The 24,099-nt window shown below is 41.2% G+C and carries 21 protein-coding genes; 9 read left to right on the top strand and 12 right to left on the bottom strand.

Annotated features, from left to right (window positions below; genetic code table 11):
• Positions 1-206 precede the first annotated feature (206 nt).
• From PCIT_RS06250 to radD, 3 genes are all read left to right on the top strand, one after another.
• On the top strand, positions 207-416 hold the full coding sequence (locus tag PCIT_RS06250) for a cold-shock protein (protein WP_010362305.1): 210 nt from the start codon (positions 207-209) through the stop codon (positions 414-416).
• 208 nt (positions 417-624) lie between these two features.
• Entirely contained in the window at positions 625-930 is a 306-nt protein-coding gene (locus PCIT_RS06245; RefSeq protein ID WP_010362304.1) for an H-NS histone family protein, read from the top strand.
• A gap of 83 nt (positions 931-1,013) precedes the next feature.
• Entirely contained in the window at positions 1,014-2,753 is a 1,740-nt protein-coding gene (radD, locus tag PCIT_RS06240; RefSeq protein ID WP_040698391.1) for a DNA repair helicase RadD, read from the top strand.
• Between the two features lie 41 nt (positions 2,754-2,794).
• On the opposite strand, the gene PCIT_RS06235 is transcribed toward radD, so the two are convergent.
• On the bottom strand, positions 2,795-3,124 hold the full coding sequence (locus PCIT_RS06235) for a ribonuclease E inhibitor RraB (protein ID WP_010362302.1): 330 nt from the start codon (positions 3,122-3,124) through the stop codon (positions 2,795-2,797).
• 165 nt (positions 3,125-3,289) lie between these two features.
• Here PCIT_RS06235 and PCIT_RS06230 point away from each other — a divergent pair, with 165 nt between their 5' ends.
• Genes PCIT_RS06230 through PCIT_RS06215 form a run of 4 tightly spaced genes read left to right on the top strand, consistent with a single transcriptional unit; the run spans position 3,290 to position 10,466 of the window.
• A complete protein-coding gene (locus PCIT_RS06230) occupies positions 3,290-5,032 on the top strand; it encodes an autotransporter assembly complex protein TamA (RefSeq protein ID WP_040698433.1) in 1,743 nt (580 codons plus the stop codon).
• Positions 5,032-8,745 carry a translocation/assembly module TamB domain-containing protein gene (locus tag PCIT_RS06225; RefSeq protein ID WP_010362300.1) on the top strand — a complete coding sequence of 1,238 codons (3,714 nt, stop codon included), beginning with the start codon at positions 5,032-5,034 and terminating at the stop codon, positions 8,743-8,745. The genes PCIT_RS06230 and PCIT_RS06225 overlap by 1 nt, the downstream gene beginning before the upstream one ends.
• Positions 8,745-9,578, top strand: a complete 834-nt coding sequence (locus tag PCIT_RS06220; protein ID WP_010362299.1) for a substrate-binding periplasmic protein — start codon at positions 8,745-8,747, stop codon at positions 9,576-9,578. Before PCIT_RS06225 ends, PCIT_RS06220 begins: the two co-directional genes overlap by 1 nt.
• On the top strand, positions 9,579-10,466 hold the full coding sequence (locus PCIT_RS06215; protein ID WP_010362298.1) for a peptidylprolyl isomerase: 888 nt from the start codon (positions 9,579-9,581) through the stop codon (positions 10,464-10,466).
• Here PCIT_RS06215 and queF read toward each other — a convergent pair.
• Positions 10,453-11,298 carry an NADPH-dependent 7-cyano-7-deazaguanine reductase QueF gene (queF, locus tag PCIT_RS06210; RefSeq protein ID WP_010362297.1) on the bottom strand — a complete coding sequence of 282 codons (846 nt, stop codon included), beginning with the start codon at positions 11,296-11,298 and terminating at the stop codon, positions 10,453-10,455. The two genes, PCIT_RS06215 and queF, sit on opposite strands and share 14 nt — an antisense overlap.
• Positions 11,299-11,319: 21 nt before the next feature.
• On the opposite strand from queF, the gene syd reads away from it, so the two are divergent.
• Positions 11,320-11,898, top strand: a complete 579-nt coding sequence (syd, locus tag PCIT_RS06205) for a SecY-interacting protein (protein WP_010362296.1) — start codon at positions 11,320-11,322, stop codon at positions 11,896-11,898.
• A gap of 6 nt (positions 11,899-11,904) precedes the next feature.
• Here syd and PCIT_RS06200 read toward each other — a convergent pair whose 3' ends face one another.
• Together PCIT_RS06200 and PCIT_RS06195 are read right to left on the bottom strand one after the other, a co-directional pair.
• The gene (locus PCIT_RS06200) at positions 11,905-12,678 is read right to left on the bottom strand and encodes a Zn-ribbon-containing protein (RefSeq protein WP_010362295.1); all 774 of its coding nucleotides are present in this window, start codon (positions 12,676-12,678) and stop codon (positions 11,905-11,907) included.
• Between the two features lie 4 nt (positions 12,679-12,682).
• Complete coding sequence (locus PCIT_RS06195; protein WP_010362294.1) at positions 12,683-12,946, bottom strand: hypothetical protein; 264 nt, start codon at positions 12,944-12,946, stop codon at positions 12,683-12,685.
• Positions 12,947-13,166: 220 nt separating this feature from the next.
• Here PCIT_RS06195 and PCIT_RS06190 point away from each other — a divergent pair, with 220 nt between their 5' ends.
• Complete coding sequence (locus tag PCIT_RS06190; RefSeq protein WP_010362293.1) at positions 13,167-13,817, top strand: GNAT family N-acetyltransferase; 651 nt, start codon at positions 13,167-13,169, stop codon at positions 13,815-13,817.
• A 730-nt stretch (positions 13,818-14,547) separates the two neighbouring features.
• Here the strand turns inward: PCIT_RS06190 and PCIT_RS06185 are convergent.
• From PCIT_RS06185 to olsF, 8 genes are all read right to left on the bottom strand, one after another.
• Complete coding sequence (locus PCIT_RS06185) at positions 14,548-15,102, bottom strand: P-loop nucleotide/nucleoside kinase family protein (protein WP_010362292.1); 555 nt, start codon at positions 15,100-15,102, stop codon at positions 14,548-14,550.
• Entirely contained in the window at positions 15,083-15,574 is a 492-nt protein-coding gene (locus PCIT_RS06180; RefSeq protein WP_010362291.1) for a HugZ family pyridoxamine 5'-phosphate oxidase, read from the bottom strand. The genes PCIT_RS06185 and PCIT_RS06180 overlap by 20 nt, the downstream gene beginning before the upstream one ends.
• A gap of 134 nt (positions 15,575-15,708) precedes the next feature.
• Complete coding sequence (locus PCIT_RS06175) at positions 15,709-16,911, bottom strand: iron-containing alcohol dehydrogenase (protein ID WP_010362290.1); 1,203 nt, start codon at positions 16,909-16,911, stop codon at positions 15,709-15,711.
• 162 nt (positions 16,912-17,073) lie between these two features.
• Positions 17,074-18,903 carry a DEAD/DEAH box helicase gene (locus PCIT_RS06170; RefSeq protein WP_010362289.1) on the bottom strand — a complete coding sequence of 610 codons (1,830 nt, stop codon included), beginning with the start codon at positions 18,901-18,903 and terminating at the stop codon, positions 17,074-17,076.
• A gap of 186 nt (positions 18,904-19,089) precedes the next feature.
• Positions 19,090-19,353 carry a GrxA family glutaredoxin gene (locus PCIT_RS06165; protein ID WP_010362288.1) on the bottom strand — a complete coding sequence of 88 codons (264 nt, stop codon included), beginning with the start codon at positions 19,351-19,353 and terminating at the stop codon, positions 19,090-19,092.
• A 152-nt stretch (positions 19,354-19,505) separates the two neighbouring features.
• Positions 19,506-21,584 carry a TonB-dependent receptor plug domain-containing protein gene (locus PCIT_RS06160; protein ID WP_010362287.1) on the bottom strand — a complete coding sequence of 693 codons (2,079 nt, stop codon included), beginning with the start codon at positions 21,582-21,584 and terminating at the stop codon, positions 19,506-19,508.
• A 117-nt stretch (positions 21,585-21,701) separates the two neighbouring features.
• Positions 21,702-22,187, bottom strand: coding sequence for a TlpA family protein disulfide reductase (locus PCIT_RS06155; protein ID WP_010362286.1), 486 nt, complete (start codon positions 22,185-22,187; stop codon positions 21,702-21,704).
• A 193-nt stretch (positions 22,188-22,380) separates the two neighbouring features.
• Entirely contained in the window at positions 22,381-24,090 is a 1,710-nt protein-coding gene (gene olsF, locus PCIT_RS06150) for a bifunctional ornithine lipid synthase OlsF (protein ID WP_040698389.1), read from the bottom strand.
• Positions 24,091-24,099: the final 9 nt, after the last annotated feature.

The following is a 24,099-nucleotide window of genomic DNA, read 5'->3' as shown; positions in this document are numbered from 1 at the left end:
TACTAATGCTTTGAGTTTTTGCAATTCAATGGATGTAAAAGTTGCGGTAAAGAATAATGTACTTGTACTTACCGATTAGGTACTTACGATTGGTAGCATTAGTATGATCTGCTGTATTTATTATTCCGATGTGTTGATAAGCAAACTCAGGGAGGAAGCCATATTGGCAAGTGTTAATTTTGATTTGATCTACAGGAATAATAGGTATGTCTACTTCTAAAACAGGTAAAGTAAAGTTTTTCAATGAATCTAAAGGTTTTGGTTTTATTGAACAAGAAAATGGTCCTGACGTGTTCGTACACTTCAGCGCTATTTCTGGTGACGGTTTCCGTACTCTGACTGATGGCCAAGCTGTGTCTTTTGACGTTAAGCAAGGCAAAAAAGGTCCAGAAGCTGAAAACGTAGTTGCTGTATAAGCCTGCTTTAATAGGAGTAACAGCCCTGTTACTCCTTTATCTGATTTTCTCCTCTTAAATATTCTTATTATATAAAATTCCTTATAATTATTTGCTTTATTATTTTTATATGTAAAAATAATAGGTAGATCAGTAAATGTTTATATCTGATTAATATATTACCTTTTGTAGGTAATTTTATATCCTTATCAATACAAGAGAACTGCCAATGCGTGAAATTAAATCTTTTATTAAGTCTGCAAGTTTTAACGAACTAGAGAAAGCTGCTGAATTAATCAACGAAGCTCTCGATAGTCAACGTGAACAACAGCAAGTAAAAGACGAAGTATTAGCACTTATCAAGGAAAAAGGGTTAACCCTTGAAGATTTAGTCGGTGGCGCTCAATCGGACAAGCGCGCAAAAGTAAAAGCAAAATATCGTATAGAAAAAGATGGGCAAGTTTTTGAATGGACTGGCCGTGGTAAAACACCAAAAGCTTTTGCTGATGTTAATTTAGACGACTATACGATCTAATTTAGCTGAGCTATATTATCTTCTACGCTCGCTTTAATTGCGGGCGTTTATTTTTTATAAGCCTCTAACTGTTTGGAAGACCTATTTACACCCTTAGACCCTACCAACGAGATGCAGTTCATAATACGATATCCCACTTTAAAAAATGTAATGACGCCGCGGTAATTATCCTCCCTACTGGTGCAGGAAAAAGCCTAGTGATTGCCGAGCTCGCTCGATTAGCAAAACATAAAATACTGGTCTTAGCACACGTCAAAGAGCTCGTAGAGCAGAACGCGCAAAAATATACCAGCTTTGGTCTTAAGGCGAGCTTGTTCTCTGCAGGGTTGAAAGAGAAGTCATTGTCAGAGCAAGTAACCTTTGCAAGCGTTCAATCTATTGCTCGCAATCTAGAGCAGCTTCAAAGCTTTTATTCCTTGATAATCATCGATGAATGTCATCGTGTGAGTGAAAATCAAGATAGCCAGTATCAACAAGTTATAAACCAATTAAGAAAACACAACCCGAATTTAAAGATATTAGGTTTAACTGCAACGCCTTATCGGTTGGGCATGGGTTGGATTTACTATCAACATTATCATGGATTTATTCGTGGCAGCTTAGAGTCACCCTTTAAGCGATGTATATATGAGCTACCATTGAGGTATATGATCCAAAATGGGTATTTAACACCACCAAATGAAATTGACCCTGCAACAACCAATTACGATTTTTCTTCTTTAATTACTAATACATTTGGAAATTATTCAGAAAAAGATATGAATAAGCTCTTATCTGAGCAAACTAGAGCAACCAAAAGTATAATTGATCACATAATCGAAAAAAGTGAAAGTAGATTAGGGGTGATGATATTTGCAGCAACAGTTATGCATGCAAAAGAAATAACAGGTTATTTACCAGAAAATAATACAAGGTTAATTATTGGTGATACAGAAAATATAAAACGTGATGAAATAATTAAAGATTTTAAAGAAAAGAAAATTAAATACTTAATAAATGTTTCTGTATTAACTACAGGCTTTGATGCTCCACATGTGGACTTAATTGCTATTTTAAGGCCAACAGAGTCAGTTAGCTTATACCAGCAAATCGTTGGTCGAGGTTTGAGGCTCTCTGAAAACAAAGAAGATTGTATTATTTTAGATTATGCTGGAAATGATTTTAATCTTTATCATCCCGAAGTCGGTGAGAAGAAACCAAATTCTGACAGTGAACCAGTCCAAGTTTTGTGTCCAGGCTGTGGCTTTGCCAATGTTTTTTGGGGAAAGCTCAGTGATGACGGGCAGATAATCGAACATTATGGCAGGCGTTGCCAAGGGTTACTAGATGATGGGCAATCTCAACAGCAGTGTGATTTTAGATTTAAGTTTAAAGAATGTGACGAATGTGGTGCTGAAAATGATATAGCTGCACGGCAATGCAATCAGTGTGGCGCTATTATGGCTGATCCAGATGATAAATTGCGGGCAGCGCTTAACTTAAAAAATGCGATGGTGTTGCGGTGTTCTGGTTTATCGGTCTCATTAGTAAAAGATCAGCTGATTAAAGTAAGCTACTTTGATGAGGATGGCGCCAGTTGTGATGAGGTTTTTGATTTTTCGAATAAAAAAAGTCGTTTTGTATTTCATCGCTTTTATAGTTATCGGGTGCAGGGGCATGTTGACAAGGTCACGTGGAATTCAGCGGAACAAGTAGTTGCTGTAGGACATCTATTACGTGCGCCAGATTTTGTTATTGCGAAACAGCACAAAAAGTATGGCTGGCAGGTTGCTCAGAAGCTGTTTGATTATGAAGGAAGTTATCGCAAAGCGGATAAGTCATAGGGATATGGTTAGTCAAAGCTGCATCCGTGCAGCTTTGATATTTATTCTGGTGCCATAATACCCCAGCCGTCGCCATACCCTTCATGGGTATTGGCAATACTTTCTATATACTGTTCAGTTTGACCGAGTAACTCGTGGACCGGTACCATTTTAACTGTCGTAACCACTTCCCAAACGCCCGTATCAGGACATTGTTGTAATTCGGTATCAGGTGCTAATTCATCTTCTGCAATGGCATGTGCAAACTTTTCAGCTTGCGGCTTTTGCTCAAATAATATGAAGAAATCAACATTATGAAGTTGGCTTAGGTCAACACCGGCTTCTGCTATTTCATTAAGGAGCTGGCCATTGTCATCATCTGGAAACTGCATGTTTTTATCCGCTTAAACTAATTATAGGTATTGTCGGTGATCCGCAATCAAATAAAAAGGGGGATTGATAAATTTTAAAAGATTGGTCTTGAGATTGTTCATGGGGGGTTGATATATCATATGTTAGTATTGCTTTTTAATTATAAGATAAGAGCATTCAACCAAGTGTCAAAGCGACTTTTCGGGTGTATTTTTCTGGTTGCAGCACTTTGGAGTCACTTCCTTAATGCCCAAACCAATGTGCAACTTGAAACACTTAAAATACAAGGTGTGGAAGGCGCGGTGGCGCAAAATGTTTCTGGTTTTCTACAGCCATTTCTAAAACGGCGATTTAGTGTTGCAGATCATGCGATTGCACGTAAGGACGTTGAATCCGCGTTACAAGCATTTGGGTATTATAACAGTAAGATTGAATTAACCTTAACGGATCATCAACAAACACTGCAAGTCGATATAGCTGTTCAGGAGCGCTTAAAGTGGAATGCCATTGATATTGATGTACTGATGCGCAGTGAAGCCGATCCATTTATAGATGAGTTGGTGCTGAATGTACCTATTAAACTCGATGACCCAGTTCGCCATGATCTGTACCAAAAGACCAAAGCACAACTAGAAAGTGCATTACTCGCTAGGGGGTATTTTGATTTTAGATGGATTGATAGTCAGCTAAGGGTTAATAAAAAACGACAACAGGCAAGTGTTGTTTTGCGCATAGAGGCGGGTGTTCGGTATCGCTTTGGTGGCATAGTAATGAATACAGACGTTAAAGCGAAAACGTATATTCGCCAGTTAGCACCGTTTCAATATAATGCGTTTTATCAAGCGGACCTGTTGTCAGACTTCAATTTATCGCTGAATGCGACGCCTTATTTTTCTGCCATAAAAGTATATCCATTATTAAAAGAGCGTGAAAATGGGCTGGTACCCATCCGTGTTGATGTCTATGAAAAGCCAGCTAATAGTTATGAGGTCGGTGGTGGTTACAGTACCGACCTGGGTGCTAGAGGGCGTTTTAAATGGTCAAAGCCATGGGTGAGTGAGCAGGGGCACTTTATTGAAAGTAACCTCTCTTTGTCAGAGCAGCAGCAAGATATTACGGCCAGTTATACGATCCCTGTGAGCAATCCCAATGATGATGTTTGGCGTGTACTCGGTGGCTATCAATTTCAAGATCAAGTAACCGATAATGTAGAAACAAAAATTTGGAATATACAGCTACAGCGGCAGTGGCTGACTGATGACGACTGGGTACGTACTGCGTTTATAAAAAGAGAGCACCAAACGACTCAGCGCGGAGTAGCTGTAGATAATTTATGGCCTGAAAAAACCGAGATGTTACTTCCTGGTGTGAGCTATGCGAAGAAACACTCTAAAGGCGGTGCACTACCTTACTGGGGAAATGAACAACTCTTTTCAGTTGAAGTTGCTAGTAAAGCGCTGATCTCATCAACATCGTTGGTAAAAGTGAATTGGAAAAATGCTTGGTTAAGAAGTTACAAAGCGCGGCATTTGTTTTTTGCGAGGGTTGATTTAGGCGCCATTATTGCGGATGAGATTGAGGCAGTGCCATTTAATATGCGTTTTTTTGCAGGGGGCGATCAAAGTATCAGAGGGTTTGCTTATCAAAGTGTTGCACCCCGTGATGAGCAAGGCGAACTTCTGGGTGGAAAATACATGGTGACAACTGCAGCGGAATACAATTATCAGTTTTTACCTAATTGGCGTGCAGCGGTATTTATCGATGCCGGCGCCGTTGATAATAAAGCTTTGAGTGACTGGTCTGTTGGAGGCGGTTTTGGTATTCGTTATATCACGCCTATAGGCCCGATTAGGCTCGACCATGCATGGGGGTTGAGTAAAGCAAGTAAGAGCACGCGATTAAGCATAGTAATAGGTCCAGAGATTTAATGTTGTACAGAAAATTAAGAAAAATACAGGGTGTGTATGCGTTTGTTGGGCTTCTTCTATTCGTGTTAGGGATGCTTTTTACTCTTACGGGTAATCAGTTATTACTATCTGCGGTAAGTCGAGTTATTCCTGAGTTGGATATCAGTGTGACTAATCGGACGGTGTTCTCTGGTGGTGAGGTTAACTTTACCTATCAATCAAAGCAGCAGTCGATCACTGGCAGTAATATTCGCATAGAGATGTCATGGTTTGATTGCGATACGTTATGTATTAAAAGCGATGTAGACCATATTGAAGTCACGCAGCATGGCATCGCTGATGTAGCAAACAATGAACCGGTACAGGTAGTGGATGAACAAGGTTCCAACGTAGCAGAGGGGAATGACACCTCCTCCTTGTCAGTGACTCTTCCGATAAGCACAACGTTGAAATACCTAAACGTCAAAAGACTTATGGTGAATTTGCCAACACAAACAGTGTCTTTAGATGATTTTAAACTGTCGGCATCTTTACAAGAAAGTACGGTTCAGATTGATACGCTACAACTAGGTTCCGTTAACTTAGAGTTAATACAGCAGACGGACTCGCAGACAAATAAATTAGAGACAATCATACCTGCATTGGTGCCGAAGGAAGTGTTCTTGCCTCTTACCGTAAATGTTGTGAAGGCTTATGTTAGTGAAATAAATATTGTGCAAGCACAACAGCAACATGTGTTGCGAGAGATAGAAATGTCGTTGTTTGTAATGGGATCGCACTTTCAATTGAGCGATGTACATATGGCGTATAAAGACCTGCATTTGCGCTCAAATGCCCAACTCAATACCAAAGATTGGCAGGTGGAAAGCTTTACAACGCTGACGACACCAACGCAATTATTATCACTAAAGACGATGGGAACATTCAGCAATTTAACTGTTGTAACTAGTGGGCAAGGCAGTGTGGTCGGTGATGTGGTAAGTCACTTGGACCTCACGACACCCAATTGGCCATTTACGGTCGAAGGGGCGCTCAAACAAAAAGCAAGGGTAGCTGGGGGCGCGTTAAATATCGAAAGTATTGAAGCGGGTGAACTGACATTGCAAGCCCAAGGCCATGCAAATAAATATCATGCAGTGTTACAGGGAAGCGCCAGTGCGACGAAACTAGGCACACTTAGCAGCCGTATAAGTCTGCATGGCGGTATGACTCACCTGAATGTGGACGAGGCTAAATTAACTATAAATGAAGCTCGCACAAATTTTAAGGCAAAACTCGATTGGAACACAGGGGTGTTTGCGACTATTCAAGGAGATTTACAAAAACTCCCTTTAGGGATGCTAGTTGAAAATATACAGACACGATTAACTGGAGAGTTTCACGCGAAATTTAACAAAGTAGGTGAAGCTTGGCTGCTAGCTGTAGATAAATTATCTCTAAAAGGTGACTCTCAGGATGTTCCATTGGGGGCCGAAGTTAAACTGACTCTAAATGAACAAGGATACGGTGCTATTGAGCAGTTAGAGCTCAATTATGGTGAGAGTATTGTGCAACTCAGTGGTGTGATGGGGGATGAAATTGACTTGAGTGGACGGTTTTATATTGATCATAAACATAATGCTTTACTTGCAATTGATGCACATTTAACAGGTGAAGTAACACTCAAGGGAGATCACAGTCATCCGCATATTTACGTTAAAAGTAATGTGTCTCATATCAAATATGATAACGCAGTTATATCGAATGGGAAGATCACGGCTGATGTTAATCTAGAAAAGGGCTGGGAAAGTGATATTAATATGACTTTTGCCCATTTAAGTCTAGCCAATGAGCAGCTCGAAAATATCATGTTGTCATTGGCGGGCAACAAGCAGCAGCATACTATTCATCTTAACTCAGCGGGAACTATTGCTACTCAGATAGAGATCCAAGGTGGATTAGAAAAGGATCAGTGGCAAGGGAGACTACCTCACGCCAAAATAACTTATTTAGACTTACCAATAGAGCTGGTTTCACCGGTTCAATTTTTGGTTTCTAATAAAAAAAGTGAAATTATGCCTCATTGTTGGGCGGTTAAGCGCAGCGAAGTGTGTTTACAAGCACAGCACACCGTTGATTTAGCAGGGCACGCGGCGATGTCATTGTCAAAAGTGGAGTTAAGTGACTTTAATATTCTGACCGACAAGTTGCAAATGGCAGGAGTAGGTAAAGGAGAGATAAATGCTAAATGGTTTGCAGGAGAGCTCCTTGATGCCAATGCTGTATTAGATTTTAAGGATACTTCAATAAGGGCTGATTTTGCTCAGCAAGCGCGTGTTTTGCCTGCTGAGTCGATAAATGTTGTTATGCGTAGCGATAAAGATCACATGGCATTAGATTGGCATTTAACATCGTCATTATTAGGCAACTTAAAGGGTGACATGGATGTACCTATCGCTGACTATCGTAACGCGACTGCTAAGCTGATAGTTGATGACGTTAACCTTGCCAAATTATCTCCATTCATGGAGCAATTGGTACAGCAGCCTATGGCGCTGTCAGGTATATTGAACGCAGATGTATCAGTTCTAAATGGGTTCGAGACGCCCAATTTTCACGGTGCAATGCAGTTAACACAATTTGCAGTTAAAAGCCCAGTTAGCCCAGTTGCGATACATAAATCGAATGTTGAAGTGACTTTTAATAAACAGCAAGCCGATATCAAAGGGCAGTTTTATGCTTTAGAGGGGGGGGATTTAACGCTCTCAGGCGCTCTCGCTTGGCAAGAGTCATTGGCACTGTCTTTGAATGCATCAGGACAAGACTTTTTAGTTTCACCACAACCGGATATCGAATTGGGCTTATCGCCTGATCTAACGATTACATATGCTCATAATCAGGCTGAAATCTCTGGGGAGCTGGTGGTACCTTATGGTCGTATTGCAATAGAATCATTACCACAAGGTGTCGTACAGGTCTCTGATGATCAGTATATTTTAGACGCAAAAGTAGTAGGAAATGACGACTCGTTAATAGATTACGACTTAGATCTGTCAATGAAAATACTTGATGACCTGCGGGTAACAGCTTTGGGGTTAGATAGCTATATTACGGGAGACTTAGACGTTACTAAGCAAACAGAGACGCCATTAATAGTAACTGGTGAGCTATCTTTAAGAGAAGGGAAGTACCGCGCTTTTGGGCAAGACTTATTGATTGATCATGGTCAGGTTGGCTTTAATGGCTCACCAGATAAGCCCTATTTAAATGTCAGTGCGATTCGTAACCCTGAGGTTACTGCGGATAATGTCAAAGTGGGAGTAGAACTTACAGGCAGCGCCACGCAACCAGTATTAACTGTATTTTCTGAACCATCGATGGATCAGGCACAAGCTTTGGCATATTTACTCAATGGTGAACCTTTAGGGCAAAGTAACAGTGATAACAACACAATGCTGACGCAATTTCTATTATCCCAGAGTATCCAACGTAGTGAGGGGGTAGTGGCAAAAGCGGGTGAAAAATTAGGAATAAATGACGTTAACCTAACGGCAAAAGGCAGTGGTGATAGCACTCAAGTGGAAGTCTCAGGTTATATAACACCGAATGTGCAAGTGAGTTACCGTGTGGGGGTATTTGATTCTTTGAGTGAAATTGCGGTGCGTTATCGGGTGTTTTCGAAAATGTATATTGAGGCGACCAGCGGTTTATACGATAGTATAGACCTGCTGTATAAATTTGATAGAGGTGAGTAATGCGGTTGTTATGGGTTGTAGTGGCATTATTTTTGTCTATTCATACTGTTTACGCACAAGGTTCGGTAAGGATCACGGTTGGGGCTGATCCCTATGTACAAGCTCTTTTAAAGCTTGCGCTTTCTTATGGTGAATCACCACCTGAGTTAAAGTTTGTTTATGATATTCCAACGCAAAAAAGAGCAATTCGCTTACTAGGGAAAAGCAATGGCATTGATGTTTTTTGGTCTGTGACATCCTCTAAACGAGAAAAGTTAGCGCGAGCGATTAGGATTCCTTTAGTTAAAGGTGTATTGGGGTATCGTCTCGGTCTAATACGCAAAGCTGATGTATCCCGTATGGAAAAATTGAATACAATAGGGGATTTTCAGAGTGTGCACTTCGGGCTTAGGGATGATTGGCCAGATTTAGATATTTTTAAAAAAAATAATTTAAAGGTAGTATCTTACCCTAGAGAGGGAAATGCCTATGAAATGCTTCGCTCAGGACGCTTCGATGTATTGCCGACAGATGTACTTGATGGCGTATATTTAGATACTGAATCGGGTATACAGGCGGACCCTCACCATATTTATTACTACCCGTCGGCGGTCTATTTTTTTGTCGCTAAAAACGATGTGGTACTTTATGAAAAGTTAAAATCAGGTTTAGAGCAAGCCCATTCAGATGGTAGTTTTGACAAATTGTTTAATCGCTACTTTGCCACTCGGTTAAAAGATGCGAATTTGGCAAATCGAAAACGCATAGATTTGGTCAACCCTTTACTTCCGCCAAGCGCACCATTGAGTAATGCTACTTATTGGTATAAAAATAATAATGAAGGAAATCAATAAATGCCAATGATGAAAATGGCGGGTGTTTCATGTTTATCAATCACCCTCAGTTTAGCCTCGTTTTTTAATTATGCTTCACAAAGCGGATTGCGTGCTCCCCATGAAATTATCGCAGCTGCTCCTGCTGATGCCTGGCGTGCTGTCAATAACGAGCAAGTACTTAAGTTTGAGCTTGCTACTGGCTCTGTTTATATCGAGCTTAATTCACAGCTCGCGCCAGAGCATGTGAAAAATATCAAAAACCTGGTTCGAGAAAAATTTTACGATGGGCTGAGCATTTATCGATTTGTGGAAGGGTTTGTCGCGCAAGGGGGTGATCAAGGTGATACTACAAAACTGAGCAAGGCGAAAAGGGCGGTTGATGCTGAGTTTTTTTATACCAGCAAGAACCGCTTGTCTATTACTTCTTTAAAAATGATTGACGGTTATGCCCCTGTGACAGGCTTTTTGGATGGTTTTGCGGTTGCGCAGTCGGCTGATGGCAAAAATACATGGCAAACCCATTGCACAGGTATTTTTGCTATGGCGCGTGGAAACGAGGTTAACAGTGGCGGTACAGAGTTTTATATTGCGCTTGCGCCAGTGCGTTATTTAGACAGGAATATAACGGTGTTTGGGCGGGTGTTGCATGGTATGGAACACGTTAATCGATTAATGCGTACACCATTGCCAGGTACGGACTTTAATGTCATTACTCATGCGCGGGTACTCAGTGATATTAGCGCAATAGATAAAACGCAATTTGCCGTATTTGATACTGAGCACACAGAGTTTCAAGCTTTAATTCAAGCAAGAAAAAGCCGCCCCGAAGCGTGGTTCGTTGAGCGGCCTAATTATGCTGATGTGTGCTCAATTACCATTCCGACACGCATAATTACTGGCGATTAGTTCTGATCGCGTAAGGCGTTTTGTTATGCTCGTTAGAGCGGTATGGGTTAATATCTAATCCGCCTCTGCGAGTATAACGGGCATATACCGCAAGCTTTTCAAATGCGAAAGTGCGTTGTAATTCACAATAAATCCGCTCAACACATTGTTCATGAAATTCATTATGGCTACGAAAAGAAATTAAATAGCGTAGTAAAGATTCATGGCATACCGCAACGCCCGTATATTCAATAATAATTGTCGCCCAATCAGGCTGTGAAGTGATCAGGCAATTAGATTTTAAGAGGTGGCTATGCAATGTTTCGCTAACGATGTCTGAAGACTTTTGCTTTAGCATATTCTCTATCGGACTATAGTGTTCAACCTCGATATCCAAATCATCAATGCATTGCCCCGGCATAGACGTAAAAGCAATACAGTCGTGATCGTTTGCTTTATAGAGCACTACCTCGACTTCAGAGTGCGTTACGGCTGATAAATCTTTAGTAAGAGTATCTAATACGGTTTTTTGATCTGTAAACCGTGTTTGATTAAAACTATTTAAATAAAGTTTAAACGACTTTGACTCAACAATATGGCTACTTTGGCAAGGAAAGATAAAGGTCGCAACTGCGACTTGCGGTTTCCCTTTTGCGTTAAGCCAAGATAGCTCATAGCCAGTCCAAGTATCTTCCCCTAAAAATGGTAAGTCTGCCTCATCAACAGAGATTTGGTCTCTATTGAGCTTACGGGGGATCGGATAAAGCAAGCTGGCATCATATTGTTGAGCATAGTCTGTTGTTTTGCCCAATATAGAGGCTTTTAGTTCTGGGGCGTTGGTGTAATCTGTCATGTTTCACCATTTGTGGTTACAATGAGCGCTATTATAACCGATCATAGAATAGTTGGCAGTAAGGTGATAAAGCAGATTTTAACGCAAGTACATAAAAATCACGCACAAGCGTATCAAAGCAAGCATGGTACATTGCCCTGTATGTATTACGACAAAGCATGGCCAAGTGCCTGTGAAGTAGGTGAGCCGATGGCTGATGGCCAAATTCAGTGGCAAGCAACGCCTTTTAGCGAGGCACATAACTTCGATGTTTTAGCAAATGCTTTGGAGTGCGAGTTTCCTGAACAGCTAACTGTGTTTTATAGCCAATTTTACGCAGGTAATATTGTGGCACAATTTGACGGACATCAAATTGAGTTATTGCAGCCGTGGAATCATGATGATTATGAAAGGCTACAACAGAATATTACGGGGCATGTGTTAATGAAGCGCAAACTAAAACAAGCCGAGACGGTATTCATTGGGTTAACGGAGCAAGATGACTTGTTAATTACGGTGAAGCTTAGTTCAGGTGAGGTATGCCTTGAATACGTAGGCAAAGAACCTCACCATGTTTTGGCCTCTTCTATAGAGGAGTTATTACAAGGGCTTAGCTATTAAGCCCTACTATTGAAAGTCCCAAGATATATTAGACACTAATTGGCATTGCTCACAGCGAAAGTCAAAAAGCCCAAACCAAGGTTCTGGCAGTGCCCACTCCCCGTCACATGACGGGCATTTTCTGTTGCGTTCAGCGTCTAGGCTTTCCCCGCCCACCCGATATAAATAATAATACACATTCTTCTTGGTTAAATGCTTAATACGTTTGGTTAAGTCCATCCCACGACGAAACAAGTCACTGTCAGGGCTTGATATTTCATGAAGCGCTGGGAATTCGCATCGTGTGGCACCATTGATTTGAATTTGGTCGCATGCTTGCCAGTCTTCTTGCCATTTTATCAGAGCTTTGTAATCACCGTTAGCGATTGGGGGTATGTTATAAAGTGGGACCGGTAAGAAATCATCACCGCAATATAGCGGGCTACAAGTATGAACATAGGTTGTGTATAAAATATAACTTGAAGGATCCTGACACGCATCAGCCCCATTAGCATGGATGTCTTGACCAATCACCTTTACTTTGGGTGCAAGTAAGCCACCTTGTTGTAGTTGGTCGATTGCATGTTTCACAAAAGGACTGTGATGCAAAGGGTGCAAAGAGTCTTCCAATGGACACATAACACGCGTGATAAAATAGCCATCTTTTAGCACGGTAGGGAACTCATCGCCAATAATTTGGCCGTTAAAACGTAGCGCATTAACCAATCTATTAATGGCTTGTTCTGCCGTGTCTAGCGTTGTGTCTTGGTAACAGTCAAAAGTTAAATCTACAACAAACATATCATCAGTTCTTTTGCAAAATGGATAGGAGTAAATCGAGCTTACCTTCAATGCGGTCGAGTTGACTTTCGTACTCGCTTGTCTGTTCGCTTGGCGCGTGTGTTTGTATCTCGTGAATGCATGAAGGATTGTTTTTATAGGCGGTGATCCCGGCAATAATATGCGGCATGGCAACCGGTTCCGACAACCTCGCTTTGGTCAGTGCCACGGTCGGTGTTTTACCTTCTTGACATAAAGAGGCAATTGCTTTGAGCACAGCGTTATGCATCGTATTCTCCCGGCGAATAAAGTCGCGATTATATCATGGTTTGCGACTTTGCAGCAGTACCTTATTGTGTGTTCAACGTACCCTTTTTTATATGGGAAGTTATTCCGCTCATTATAACAACATCTTGGGTTTGCATAAAAAACAGCCACTCAACTATAGTCATTACAGCGTTAACTTCTATAGCCCCAATCAATCAGATAACAATAATGGAAGGGATAGTATGCGAGTATTACAACAAGACCAACTAGTAGTTAAATATTTATCACCAGAAGACACACGTGTGGCGGCAAGTTTACTTTATCAGGCGTATCATGATGATCCTATTTTACGAGCGATGTTAACGGCTAAAAAAGAGCAAGATTATGAAGCCAAATTGCGTGCCTTGATCCGTGAAGAACTGGCGAGTTTTGGACAAGGGCAGCAACCGATCATAGGTTTGTTTGAAGGCAGTAATTTAGTTGCAACAGCGTGTGTTTTTGAAGCAAAAAGCAGTTTGCAAGCATCTCGTTATTGGCATTGGCGACTTCGACTTATGATGAGCGCGGGTTATCTGCAAACACAGCAGCTTATAGAGAAAGAAGACACTATACGGTTAGCGTTGTCGGAGTACGGTCATTATTATTTTTTAGCGTTTATTGCTGTAGATCCACATATTCAAGGGCAGGGGTTAGGGCATTATTTATTGGCAGGTTTAGATGATTTAGTGGCAACCAATGACGCAGCATCAGGTATGGCTGTGTTTGTAACTAAAATAGAACAAAAAGCATTTTTTACTAGTCATGGATACCGCTCCTTAAGAACACTGGGCTTTAATAAAGTAAATGGAGAGTTAATGTTTAAAGAGAAGGTCATAGACATAACGGAAGAGTAATTGTAAGCATTATCTCACATGTTTGTGAGCTAAGGTGTTTTATCCTGACGTTATTAGCAATGATTATCATTATAAGTTTATGTTTATTATGTGTTTATATATTTTTACAATATTGTTTCCTAAAATTTATTACTTTCACTCTCTTTAAATAAGGTGCGATCAGAGTAAACTTTATTAGGTCAGGAAGGCAAAGTAGCTTGAAGCTACGAACTGGATTCGTTTACAAAGGATGTAACATTTGCAAGGAGCAAAGGGAGCAAGGATTGAAGCAGTAGGAACTTACAGGATGTAAGTTTATAGCGGAGCTATAGCAAGGACAAAGGATAAACACAGGACGTGTTTGGGAGTGCTAAAAGGATTAGGCAAAGTGGACGCCAAGGTGGCAGTGCATAGAGGAAATATGCAATAAGGATAGGTAGGAATGCACAGGATGTGCAAGGAACACCCGACGGAATAACGGGAAGTGGACAGCCAGGTAGGTTAAGGGAACACAGGATGTGTAAATGGATGAAGACAAGGATGAAGATCGGGTCTTTATGGATGTATACCCGTTCAGGGGATGATGAATAGGATGGCTTCACGCAAGGTATAGGATACCGAGCATGGATGTAGTCAGATTAGGGCGCACATTGGTTGCGCCTTAGTTTTTTCTGTAAAAAATTACCACGAATTATAATTTAGCCAGCTTATAGAGCCTGTCGTATAAACTCCCTGAGCCACAGAGTTGCCCTTAGTTTGTTGTGATAGGCTTGATACCCTCAAGCAGCTTTTTTTGAGCCTCTAAAATTGTGATGTTGGCGGTGTCGATAATGAGTCTTTCGCTGCTCCATTTTGTGTATTCGCGTTGTGATACGCTTTCCCAGCTAGGCAGTACCAAGTTAGGAATATCAGTTTTCCTTGATTCTACTCGGTTACGGTGTTGCTCGGTATCGGTACAGATAATCTCAATATCAATATATGGAATGCCACTTTGCTTTGCAACGTGCCACCATTGCACGCGTGATTCTATGACGGGGTTAGTCGAGTCTGCGACAACAGGCTGGCCTAACGCTAAATTATCTTTCGCCAATTGAAAAGCAACTTGGTACCCGTGGTCATATATATCTGTAATACCCGTATTACGCATACTTTGTTCAATACTATCAATACTATCAATACTATCAATACGTAGGTAAATAGCATTTAAGTGTTTTACTAAAAACTTGGCTAAGGTGCTTTTACCTGTCGCAGGTAAACCGGAAAATATATATAACAAATACGCCTCTTCAATCAGCTGTTGAGTCAAACTGAGCCAATTGTGTTTGTGTGTACCATTCGTTCTTTTCTAACCAAAAAATTTTACCAAACCCTGCAATAAAACGAGCTCTTACGATGGAAATACGCCACATGTTAAAGTCTTTTAAGGTCATATACTCTTGTGCAGTAGGGTACTTCTCAACAAACGCATTTAAATATGGCGCACTTTGTATTTTGGTGAGCTTGGTTGCATCGCCAACTAAGGTGAGTCTGGCTGTTTGCGGATCATCATCACTGGTTTGATTGAAAACAGTCAGCGATAGGGCGCTATTGGCCGTGAGGTTTTTGGCATGCTGTGCGATATCACTAATAAACAGATAGACGTTATTATCATCGTTACACACAAACTGTACCGTAGAGCCGAAAGGGTAGCCTACAAGGGTTTGAGAATGTGTAGATAATACAGCTACAGAGCTCGAGTGTAATTGGTTTTTTGCTTCAATAAGCGCTTGATCACGCATGATGTTCGTCGTTCGTCAAAAGTGTAGATACGTTATCATAAAAATAATGTGTCTGCTGTCGGTATAGCTGTGTTTATCATATAAAGTTGTTCTGTGTATGACCTAAAATCGTTTATTTATAAGTGATCTATACCTTAATCGACTGTTGAAACGGATTTGATAATATTTTCACATTCATGATGGCTCATAAACACGGGAACTGGGTAGTCGGGATGTGCTTCATTGAGGGCTGCACGCGCGAGACTTTGAATATCTTCAGCTTTTATTTCCGTAAAGTGATTGGGTATTTGGCACTGTGTTAATAGGTGCTCTATGGCATTGAGTGCGTCATCTGCCTGACGCTCAATTGGGTGATCAAGGGAAGTTAGTTGGCAGTGCCTGGCTATCAGCGCCATATGACTTTGTATTCTTTCACCATACCACTGTAAGACGGGCATTAATAATATTGCATTGGCTAGGCCATGAGGGGTGTTGTAGTTAGCACTAAGTTGATGGGAAATGGCGTGTATATAGCCAACGGAAGTGCGTGTAAATGCTTGGCCCGCGTAAAAAGAAGCGGTGAGTAGTTGTGAGCGGGCATGACTGTGCGTCGCTTCTGAGTAAGCCGTTGGTAGGTTATCAAAAATCAGTTCGCAAGCCTCTAAGGCGCTTTGCTTGCTAAATGGCATGCAATTGATGCTCAGTAGTGCTTCTATCGCATGGGTCAGTGCATCAATTGCTGTTGTTGCAGTAATGTGGGCAGGCAAGCTGGTGGTGAGTTCTGGTAATAATACGGCGTGATGTGGAACTAACACAAAGTCAGTTGCTGCATATTTGATATGTGAATGTGGGCAATTCACCACAGCAGCAACGGTGGTTTCTGAGCCAGTGCCTGCCGTTGTGGGGATGGCAATGTTTGGGGGGAGTCGCTTTAGTACTTTGAAAAGCCCTTTAAATTCTGTGATCGCTTTATTTGGTCTGACTGCTTTGGCACCGATTAATTTACCACAGTCAATAACAGAGCCACCGCCAACACTGATAATTGCTTGGCATTGGTTTGCTTTATATAGTTCATAGCCTAACTGCACATTATCGATTGTCGGGTTAGGCAATACTTGATCGAACACCACAACATTTAATTTTTGGCGCTGTACCTCTGAGATGATAGAGGTGGGTATGCTCAGTTGCTGCAATGTATGGTCAGTGATCAGTAAAACATAACTTTGCTCCGTCAGCTGTAATGCTTTTATAGCGTTAGTCAGTCCACTTTTGTTTCTATGTAGTTTTGGATTGGGAATACCGATAAAGATAACAATGCATTTTAAAATGAAATGATAGACACGGTATAGAAAATACATGGCAACTCAGTGCGGTAGATAGATGCACTAACTGTAGCACACGACATCATAGAGCGTACTTGGCTGTAGTAATGAGTTTATGGAATGAGTATAGGAGAGTGTAGTAAAACAAAAAGCCGCTTTATAGAAGCGGCTTTTTTCAATGAACGGTTAGCTTAGAGCTTAGCTAAAGCTTACTGAGCGACGTTCTTTGTTTTCGCCTTCGCGACGTGGAGCACGTTTTTCACCACTTGGGCGTTTACGGTCACCACGGTCGTTACGACGTTCTGAACCTGCTTGGTCAGCGGTATGTGCGCTTTTAGTCAGCTTCATAGGACGCTTACAGATCACAACGTTGTTGAAGTGACTTAGTACATCACTTGGCATGTTCTGAGGTAACTGTACGGTGCTGTGCTCGTTAAATAGGCGAATATCACCAATGAACTTACTTGAAATATCAGCTTCGTTTGCGATTGCGCCTACGATGTTTTTAACTTGCACACCATGGTCACGGCCTACTTCGATACGGTATGTATCCATAGGGCCTTGGCTGCTGTTACGCGGGCCACGTTCGCGTTCAGGACGCTCACGACGCTCACCATTGCGCTCACGACCACGACCTTGACGGTCATTTCGCTCACCGCGACGGTTGTTGTCACGACGGTCATCACGATCACGGCGTTCACGTTGTTGAATCTTAATATCTTCAACTTTAAGCGGTGTTTGCTGTTGTGCTAAACAAAGCATCGCACCGGCTAACTGCTCTTGAGACAGTTCAAGCTTTTCAGCAAGGCCAGCAGCAACTTCGTTAAAGAAGTTAATATCTTTGTGCTCAAGTGCGTTTGTCAGTTTAGTTTGAAGTGCAGCAATACGCTTTTCTTCAACGACTTGTGCACTTGGTAATTCAACTTCAGCAATCTCTGACTTTGTGTGTTTCATAATGTTACGTAGTAAGTAACGTTCATTATGTTTAACAAATAAGATTGCTTTACCTGTACGGCCAGCACGACCAGTACGTCCAATACGGTGAACATAAGCTTCACTGTCTTGTGGAATATCGTAGTTGATAACTAAGCTTAAGCGATCTACATCTAGACCACGTGCTGCAACGTCTGTTGCAATAACGATGTCTAGTAAGCCACTCTTAAGGCGCTCAACAGTACGCTCACGCGCTTGTTGGTTCATGTCACCATTAAGTGGTGCAGCAGAAAAACCTTGTTGCTCAAGTAGCTCAGCAAGTTGAACTGTATCGTTACGAGTACGAACGAAAACAATTGCACCTTCATACTGTTCAGCTTCTAAAAAGCGAACAATCGCTTTGTTTTTGTGTACGCTTGCACGCCAAAAAACCTGCTCTACAGATGATACTGTCGAGTTGCGAGCTGAGATATGCACTTGCTCAGCATTGTCTAAGTACTTAGAACAGATAGATTGTATTTGCTTAGGCATTGTTGCTGAAAACAAACAAGTTTGTTTGTTTTCAGGCGTTTTTTCCATGATGTTTTCTACATCATCGATAAAGCCCATGCGTAACATTTCATCAGCTTCATCTAATACTAATGCTTTAAGATCAGATAAGTTGATTGTTTTACGGTTAATATGGTCAATTAATCGACCTGGCGTAGCAACGATAATCTGTGCACCACGACGCAGAGCACTAAGTTGAATACCATAGCTTTGGCCACCATAAAGTGCTAATACTTCGACACCTTTGGTAAATTTAGCATATTGTTCAAACGCCTCTGCCACCTGAATGGCAAGTTCGCGTGTTGGTGTTAACACCAATATTTGTGGCTGCTTCGTAGCCGGGTCAATATTATTCAAAAGTGGTAATGCAAATGCTGCAGTTTTACCTGTACCCGTCTGCGCTAGTCCCAGTACGTCCTTTCTTTCTAGCAATAACGGTATACATTGAGCTTGGATCTCAGATGGTGTCTTATATCCTTGCTCTTCGACTGCTTTTAAAATTGCAGGAGAAAGATCTAAAGATTTAAACGTGACTGGTTCTGACATTAATGCGCCTCAACGATTTTAAAGAGGCGCGCATTGTATAGGAAAAGGCTAGCAAATGCTTGTATAAATTAGAACTAATTTATATGTGCTTGATGTTGTATGTTTTTTAATCAATCCCTTTTTGGGTATTTAACATGCCGTTTACGAATGCGCGTGTTTACTGGTTTCACAGAATTTTGCCTTATTTTAGCTATAAAGCCCTAATTCTGCTTTTGCGTAGGCTTCAAACTCGGTAAATCCACCAATATGGTCTTGACCAATAAATATTTGAGGCACAGTCGGGCAAGGTTTACCCGCCGACTTTTCTAGGTCAGCCTTTGAGACGTTTTCTTTGATGATGTCGACATAACGATAGTTAAAATCGTCACGATCACTTTTTAATTTTTCCGCGACGTCTTTCGCGCGTACACAAAATGGGCAACCTTCACGGCCAAATATTACTGTAAACATAAACTTTACTCTCTATAAGTTTCTTCAGAATTGGTTTTAGTGTAGTGATTTTTTAAAAATTGGAAAGACAGTTAAAACGATAGAGTTAATCGGTTTTATAGATGCTCGGTGAGGGCCATAGTCGTGCTATGGCCCGAATGCTTTAGATCAAATTAAAAAGTGACACTGAAACCAATAGAAGGGCGCAACTCAAAGTCATCTTCTTCTTCTTCGATATACAGGTCATTGACGGATTTTACTTTGTCGTAATCAAGATCAATACTGCTGACGTTCTTTTGTCCATAAGCATTCATCAGCTCAAGAATTAATTTTCCATCTAAGCCAAATAACTGAGTTTTTCGTTCAAAGCGAATATCTAAGCGATGATACAAATCATGCCTTTCAGAAAACGAATCCCCATAGACGGGTAAAAAGCGATTATCGAAATCCGGGTTTTCACGTACACCAACAATCGGTGTGTAGGCTTGCCCGCTGCGTGCGGTAAAATTAAAGCCACCTTCCCAGATCTCATTTATTTCATATTGAAATACGGCATTAAACACTACGGGTGTATCTGCATAATAGTCTTTGGTTATATGGTCGCGGGTATTAGTTCGTTCACTTTTTGCATAACTGAGCGATACCCAGCCATACCAGTTGTCCGTCTTGTTTTTATTTATGAGTAAGTCAAGACCGTACGCTTCCCCTTCAACTTGGTTACTATACAATAGATGCGCATCATATGCGTCGACCTCAATGGCCAGTGGTAAGTTATCCATGGTTTTATGATAACCTTCAATAGACCATGACCATTCATCTGCAAGCTCTTGACTAAACCCTAGGGTGATATGATTAGATGTTTGCGATTTTAAATTTGGGTTGCCGACATCCGGTGCAATATGATCGATGTTTTGCATTCTATTGTAACGACCAAATTTGGCTGAAATAGTGCTTTGATCGCTGAGATAGTAATTTAGCGCTAGACGCGGCGTCACAAAACTCTCGTCTGTGTATTTGTTATGCTGCCATTGGCCACCCAATTCACTCTGCCATTGATCATTGATCTGCCAGACGTGCGTCAAACCAATAAACCCAGTATCGACGTCAAACTTTTGTTTTCCTGTGATCCTCTCTCCTTTTTTGATATCACAGTCAGGATCAAACTCGGTACATAAATATTGGAACGTATCGTAGCTATATGATGTTTCATTATCATAATACGCCATATCAGTGATCAGACGGTGTTGCTTATTAATTCGATAATTCAGCTGTGCTTTGTACGTGTATTGTGTTTCAGATTCTTCCTCAAAAAAACCATTACTTAAACTTGCGCGTTTGCCATACTCAAGCCTACCTGAGTGCTCGAGTGCGCCAACTGCCATTCTTAAATGAAAACGTTTGTTATAGTGGTCCCACAATAAATTTTGGCTATTAAACTCCCTGATATAAACGGCATCACCCTGAAATTCAGGTGTTTTCTGGGCGAGTTCCGCCCGTTCATTAAATCCTGCAGCAGCAGAATCCTCTGCACCCGTAAAATTAAATGTCAGAGTATTATTGTTATTGATATCCCATAACCATTTTCCTTGATAATCATGGTCATCGGGTGCTTCGTTGATCGTCACGCCTGAAGGTTCGCCATCATCATCTTCGAGTTCTTCTCCTTCGGAAAAGAATAGCGGCAGTGTACTTTTACGTGCCGAAAAGTAAAAAGCAGTATTCTCAGTTGCTTGTCCTTCGACAAATACACCTGCGTTAAACATGGTGAAATCCAGCGTGGTCGTGATCGGTTGATATTTTGGGTTACGTAATGTGACATCAAACACTGCGCCTGTCGCGTTGCTGTAACCTGCACCATAGCCTGCTGAATACAGTTGAAAATCTTGGATAATATGGCGATTGAAAATAGAACTGCCAAAATCATGAAAGATATACCCTGCAGGCATAAAGTCTACTTCAAAGATATTATCACTGGGTGAAGAGCCTCGTACGGCGGGCTCTGCCATTGAGCCACCAGCTGCTACAACGCCAGGTAAAGAGTAGACTGCGCGTAGAGGGTCTCCCATCGCCCCTGGCATTGTAACTAGCTTTTCGGTGTTTTCTGTAATTTCACTTGTGACAGTACTGCGTTTATACAGAACTTCGATATGCTCTATGTGGGCTTGCTTATCTTGTGCATTACTTGAAAACACCATGCACATCATGATGGGAGATAACACAAAAGCGAGCTTTGTGTGAGTAGTTTTTTTCATGTTTTGGTCCCTGTGCCGTATATGAATCAACGATGAATATCAGCAGCAGTGTAACCAAATGGAATGTATAAGTGTTTTAGCTTTGGGTAAGAAACTGTAGCCTTGGGCTACAGTTTCTTACAGTCGAATTTTTATACCAAGTTCACTTGAGTAACCAACAGAGCGTTCAACTATCTTCAGGTTTTCATCAATCACGTAATAGGTAGGGTAGGCTTTGATTTTAAAGTTTTTTGCTGTGCTATGGTTTCCGAGTAAAACAGGCATTGATAACTCTAAGCTTTGCGAGAACTGGCGTACGCTTTGTTCATTAGCGTAGTCTAAGGCAATGGCGATGGCATTAAGGTCACCTTCTTTATGTAACTTATCTAAGTTTGGCATGCTGTATTTACAGATGCTGCACCAAGGAGCAAAAAAATAGATAACCGTTTGCTGACCTTTTAAAGAAGAGAGATCTACGCGATGTGCTGGGTTATCTAGCTGTGCAAGAGAGAAGTAAGGCGTGTCTTGTTTGCCATTGTCTGCAAGCATGCCGAGTTCTTGGTATGCAGAGATAGCCGTCACGGTGAAAAGCACGAGGCCGATTTGTATGATGTATTTAAGCATAACGGTACACTTTTTATTAATTCGGGGCAGCTTAATACAAACAGACCGAGCAAATCGAATTATTTTCTCATTGTGTTCGATTATAAGTGTAACCAGATGCTTCACAGCTCAATAGAGGTATAGAATATAAAACGCCAAGTCAATTTAGATTTATCGCATGGCGTTATTACATTGCATCAGGATAAACGCTTGGCTATTCACCCAAATAACGTTTTGCCTTTTGTGGCTTCAGCTTTTCCAGATCCACTAAGACTAAGCCGTCAATACAGTTATTAAAATCGGGATCAATACTAAAGCTGAGAAAATTGGCACCCTCGTAGTCACATATCTCCGTATATTGCTTGAATAGCGTGGGGACTTGCGCACCCATATTCGCCAGAATATGTTTAAGCTCCGCAAAGTCTTCTTTTATATCTTCGCCATGAAATAGGCTTTTGTAATGGGTTAGCTGTGCATTGGTTAACTTATATTCGTTGTTAGGCTGTGCATGGTTATCAAGTCGAGCAAAGTAGTGCTGATAGTGATAAACCAGCATAGCTTTTGCTTCATCAGGAAGTGAGTTTGATAAACTAACTGCGCCGAAGAGGTAGCGATGCTCAGGGTAACGCTTGACGAATGCACCAATGCCATACCATAAATAATCGAGGCTTTTTCTGCCCCAGTACTTAGGTTGAACAAAGCTTCTGCCCAATTCAAGGCCTCGCTCAAAGTAGGGTTGCATCTGTTCGCTATAGCTGAACAAGCTATCGGTATATAGTCCTTGCTGACCATGTTCTTCAATGACATGTTTTGCACTGGCAAGGCGGTATGCACCAACAAGCTCTAATTGTTCTGTATCCCAAAGCACGAGATGTTGATAATGCATGTCGTAGCGGTCAATATCACGCCTTTTGCCACTGCCCTCGCCAACCGCACGAAATGCGATTTCTCGTAGGCGACCGAGCTCTCGAAAAATAACCGAACTGCCTTGGTAATTATATAAATAAATTTGCATACCATCTTGGGTTTGGCCCAGCAACTCGCATTCTTTAATCGCTTTTTTGAGTTCTTTTTTACACTCTGGTACAGCTATTGGGCTTTGTGTTTTTAATGGTAGCGATTTTTTACTGCTTAAACGGTATAACTGTTTACGAATTAGGCTAACAATTTCTTTATCTTTGATATTGTCAATTAAATACGACTCAGGCGGAATACTCGCACCAATTTCAAATTCTAATGATTTTTGGCGCTGTTTAAACATCTCTTTAACTAAAAGTAAGCTGGCCAAAGGCTTGTAAATCATTGATGTCCCGTAAAACAAAGGGCTGTTTTTGGCCTTGATGAAAATTGGTAAAATTGGGCAGTTTGCTTTTTTTGCGATACGTAAAAATCCAGAGTTCCACTTACAGTCTTTGATCCCGGTGGCACTTAATCGTGACACCTCACCTGCAGGGAAAATCAGCAATGCACCTTCTTGTTTTAAATGCAGCTGAATGTTTGCCAGTTCTTTTCGACGGCTGGTCCCTGACAGGTTATCAACCGGTAATAACAAAGAGTGCATAGGGGTTACTGACATTAACATTCTATTTGCCACGACTTTTAGATCGGGTCTTACTTTGGCTATAACGCGAATAAGAGCCAATGCATCTAAGGAGCCTATCGGGTGATTCGCTACAATAACGATACTGCCTTCACTGGGTATATGTTCAACTTGTTTTGGCTTAAAGCGTGCATCGAAATCTAACTCATCAAGTACTTGCTCAACAAACTCTATTCCTTGTAAGTGAGGATAGGTATCAGCAAACGCAATAAACTCTTGTTCATGGAGTAAATACCCTAACCCTTTTTTTACTAAGCCTTTTACTTTAGGGGAGTTTTCTAGTTGTGGTAAGTTTGCTTCTATGACTTTATCGACACTGATCATGATTGACTC

Source organism: Pseudoalteromonas citrea (assembly GCF_000238375.3).
GTDB classification, from domain to species: Bacteria; Pseudomonadota; Gammaproteobacteria; order Enterobacterales; family Alteromonadaceae; genus Pseudoalteromonas; species Pseudoalteromonas citrea.
Note: the sequence above shows the minus strand (reverse complement) of the source record. Positions and strands in the feature narration are given on the sequence as shown.

What these genes read in the sequence shown, in the direction of transcription:
- PCIT_RS06250 (WP_010362305.1), top strand. Translation starts at nt 207, where the DNA reads ATGTCTACTTCTAAAACAGGTAAAGTAAAGTTTTTCAATGAATCTAAA.
- PCIT_RS06245 (WP_010362304.1), top strand. Translation starts at nt 625, where the DNA reads ATGCGTGAAATTAAATCTTTTATTAAGTCTGCAAGTTTTAACGAACTA.
- PCIT_RS06235 (WP_010362302.1), bottom strand. Translation starts at nt 3,124, where the DNA reads ATGCAGTTTCCAGATGATGACAATGGCCAGCTCCTTAATGAAATAGCA.
- PCIT_RS06225 (WP_010362300.1), top strand. Translation starts at nt 5,032, where the DNA reads ATGTTGTACAGAAAATTAAGAAAAATACAGGGTGTGTATGCGTTTGTT.
- PCIT_RS06220 (WP_010362299.1), top strand. Translation starts at nt 8,745, where the DNA reads ATGCGGTTGTTATGGGTTGTAGTGGCATTATTTTTGTCTATTCATACT.
- PCIT_RS06215 (WP_010362298.1), top strand. Translation starts at nt 9,579, where the DNA reads ATGCCAATGATGAAAATGGCGGGTGTTTCATGTTTATCAATCACCCTC.
- queF (WP_010362297.1), bottom strand. Translation starts at nt 11,298, where the DNA reads ATGACAGATTACACCAACGCCCCAGAACTAAAAGCCTCTATATTGGGC.
- syd (WP_010362296.1), top strand. Translation starts at nt 11,320, where the DNA reads ATGAGCGCTATTATAACCGATCATAGAATAGTTGGCAGTAAGGTGATA.
- PCIT_RS06200 (WP_010362295.1), bottom strand. Translation starts at nt 12,678, where the DNA reads ATGTTTGTTGTAGATTTAACTTTTGACTGTTACCAAGACACAACGCTA.
- PCIT_RS06195 (WP_010362294.1), bottom strand. Translation starts at nt 12,946, where the DNA reads ATGCATAACGCTGTGCTCAAAGCAATTGCCTCTTTATGTCAAGAAGGT.
- PCIT_RS06190 (WP_010362293.1), top strand. Translation starts at nt 13,167, where the DNA reads ATGCGAGTATTACAACAAGACCAACTAGTAGTTAAATATTTATCACCA.
- PCIT_RS06180 (WP_010362291.1), bottom strand. Translation starts at nt 15,574, where the DNA reads ATGCGTGATCAAGCGCTTATTGAAGCAAAAAACCAATTACACTCGAGC.
- PCIT_RS06175 (WP_010362290.1), bottom strand. Translation starts at nt 16,911, where the DNA reads ATGTATTTTCTATACCGTGTCTATCATTTCATTTTAAAATGCATTGTT.
- PCIT_RS06170 (WP_010362289.1), bottom strand. Translation starts at nt 18,903, where the DNA reads ATGTCAGAACCAGTCACGTTTAAATCTTTAGATCTTTCTCCTGCAATT.
- PCIT_RS06165 (WP_010362288.1), bottom strand. Translation starts at nt 19,353, where the DNA reads ATGTTTACAGTAATATTTGGCCGTGAAGGTTGCCCATTTTGTGTACGC.
- PCIT_RS06160 (WP_010362287.1), bottom strand. Translation starts at nt 21,584, where the DNA reads ATGAAAAAAACTACTCACACAAAGCTCGCTTTTGTGTTATCTCCCATC.
- PCIT_RS06155 (WP_010362286.1), bottom strand. Translation starts at nt 22,187, where the DNA reads ATGCTTAAATACATCATACAAATCGGCCTCGTGCTTTTCACCGTGACG.
- olsF (WP_040698389.1), bottom strand. Translation starts at nt 24,090, where the DNA reads ATGATCAGTGTCGATAAAGTCATAGAAGCAAACTTACCACAACTAGAA.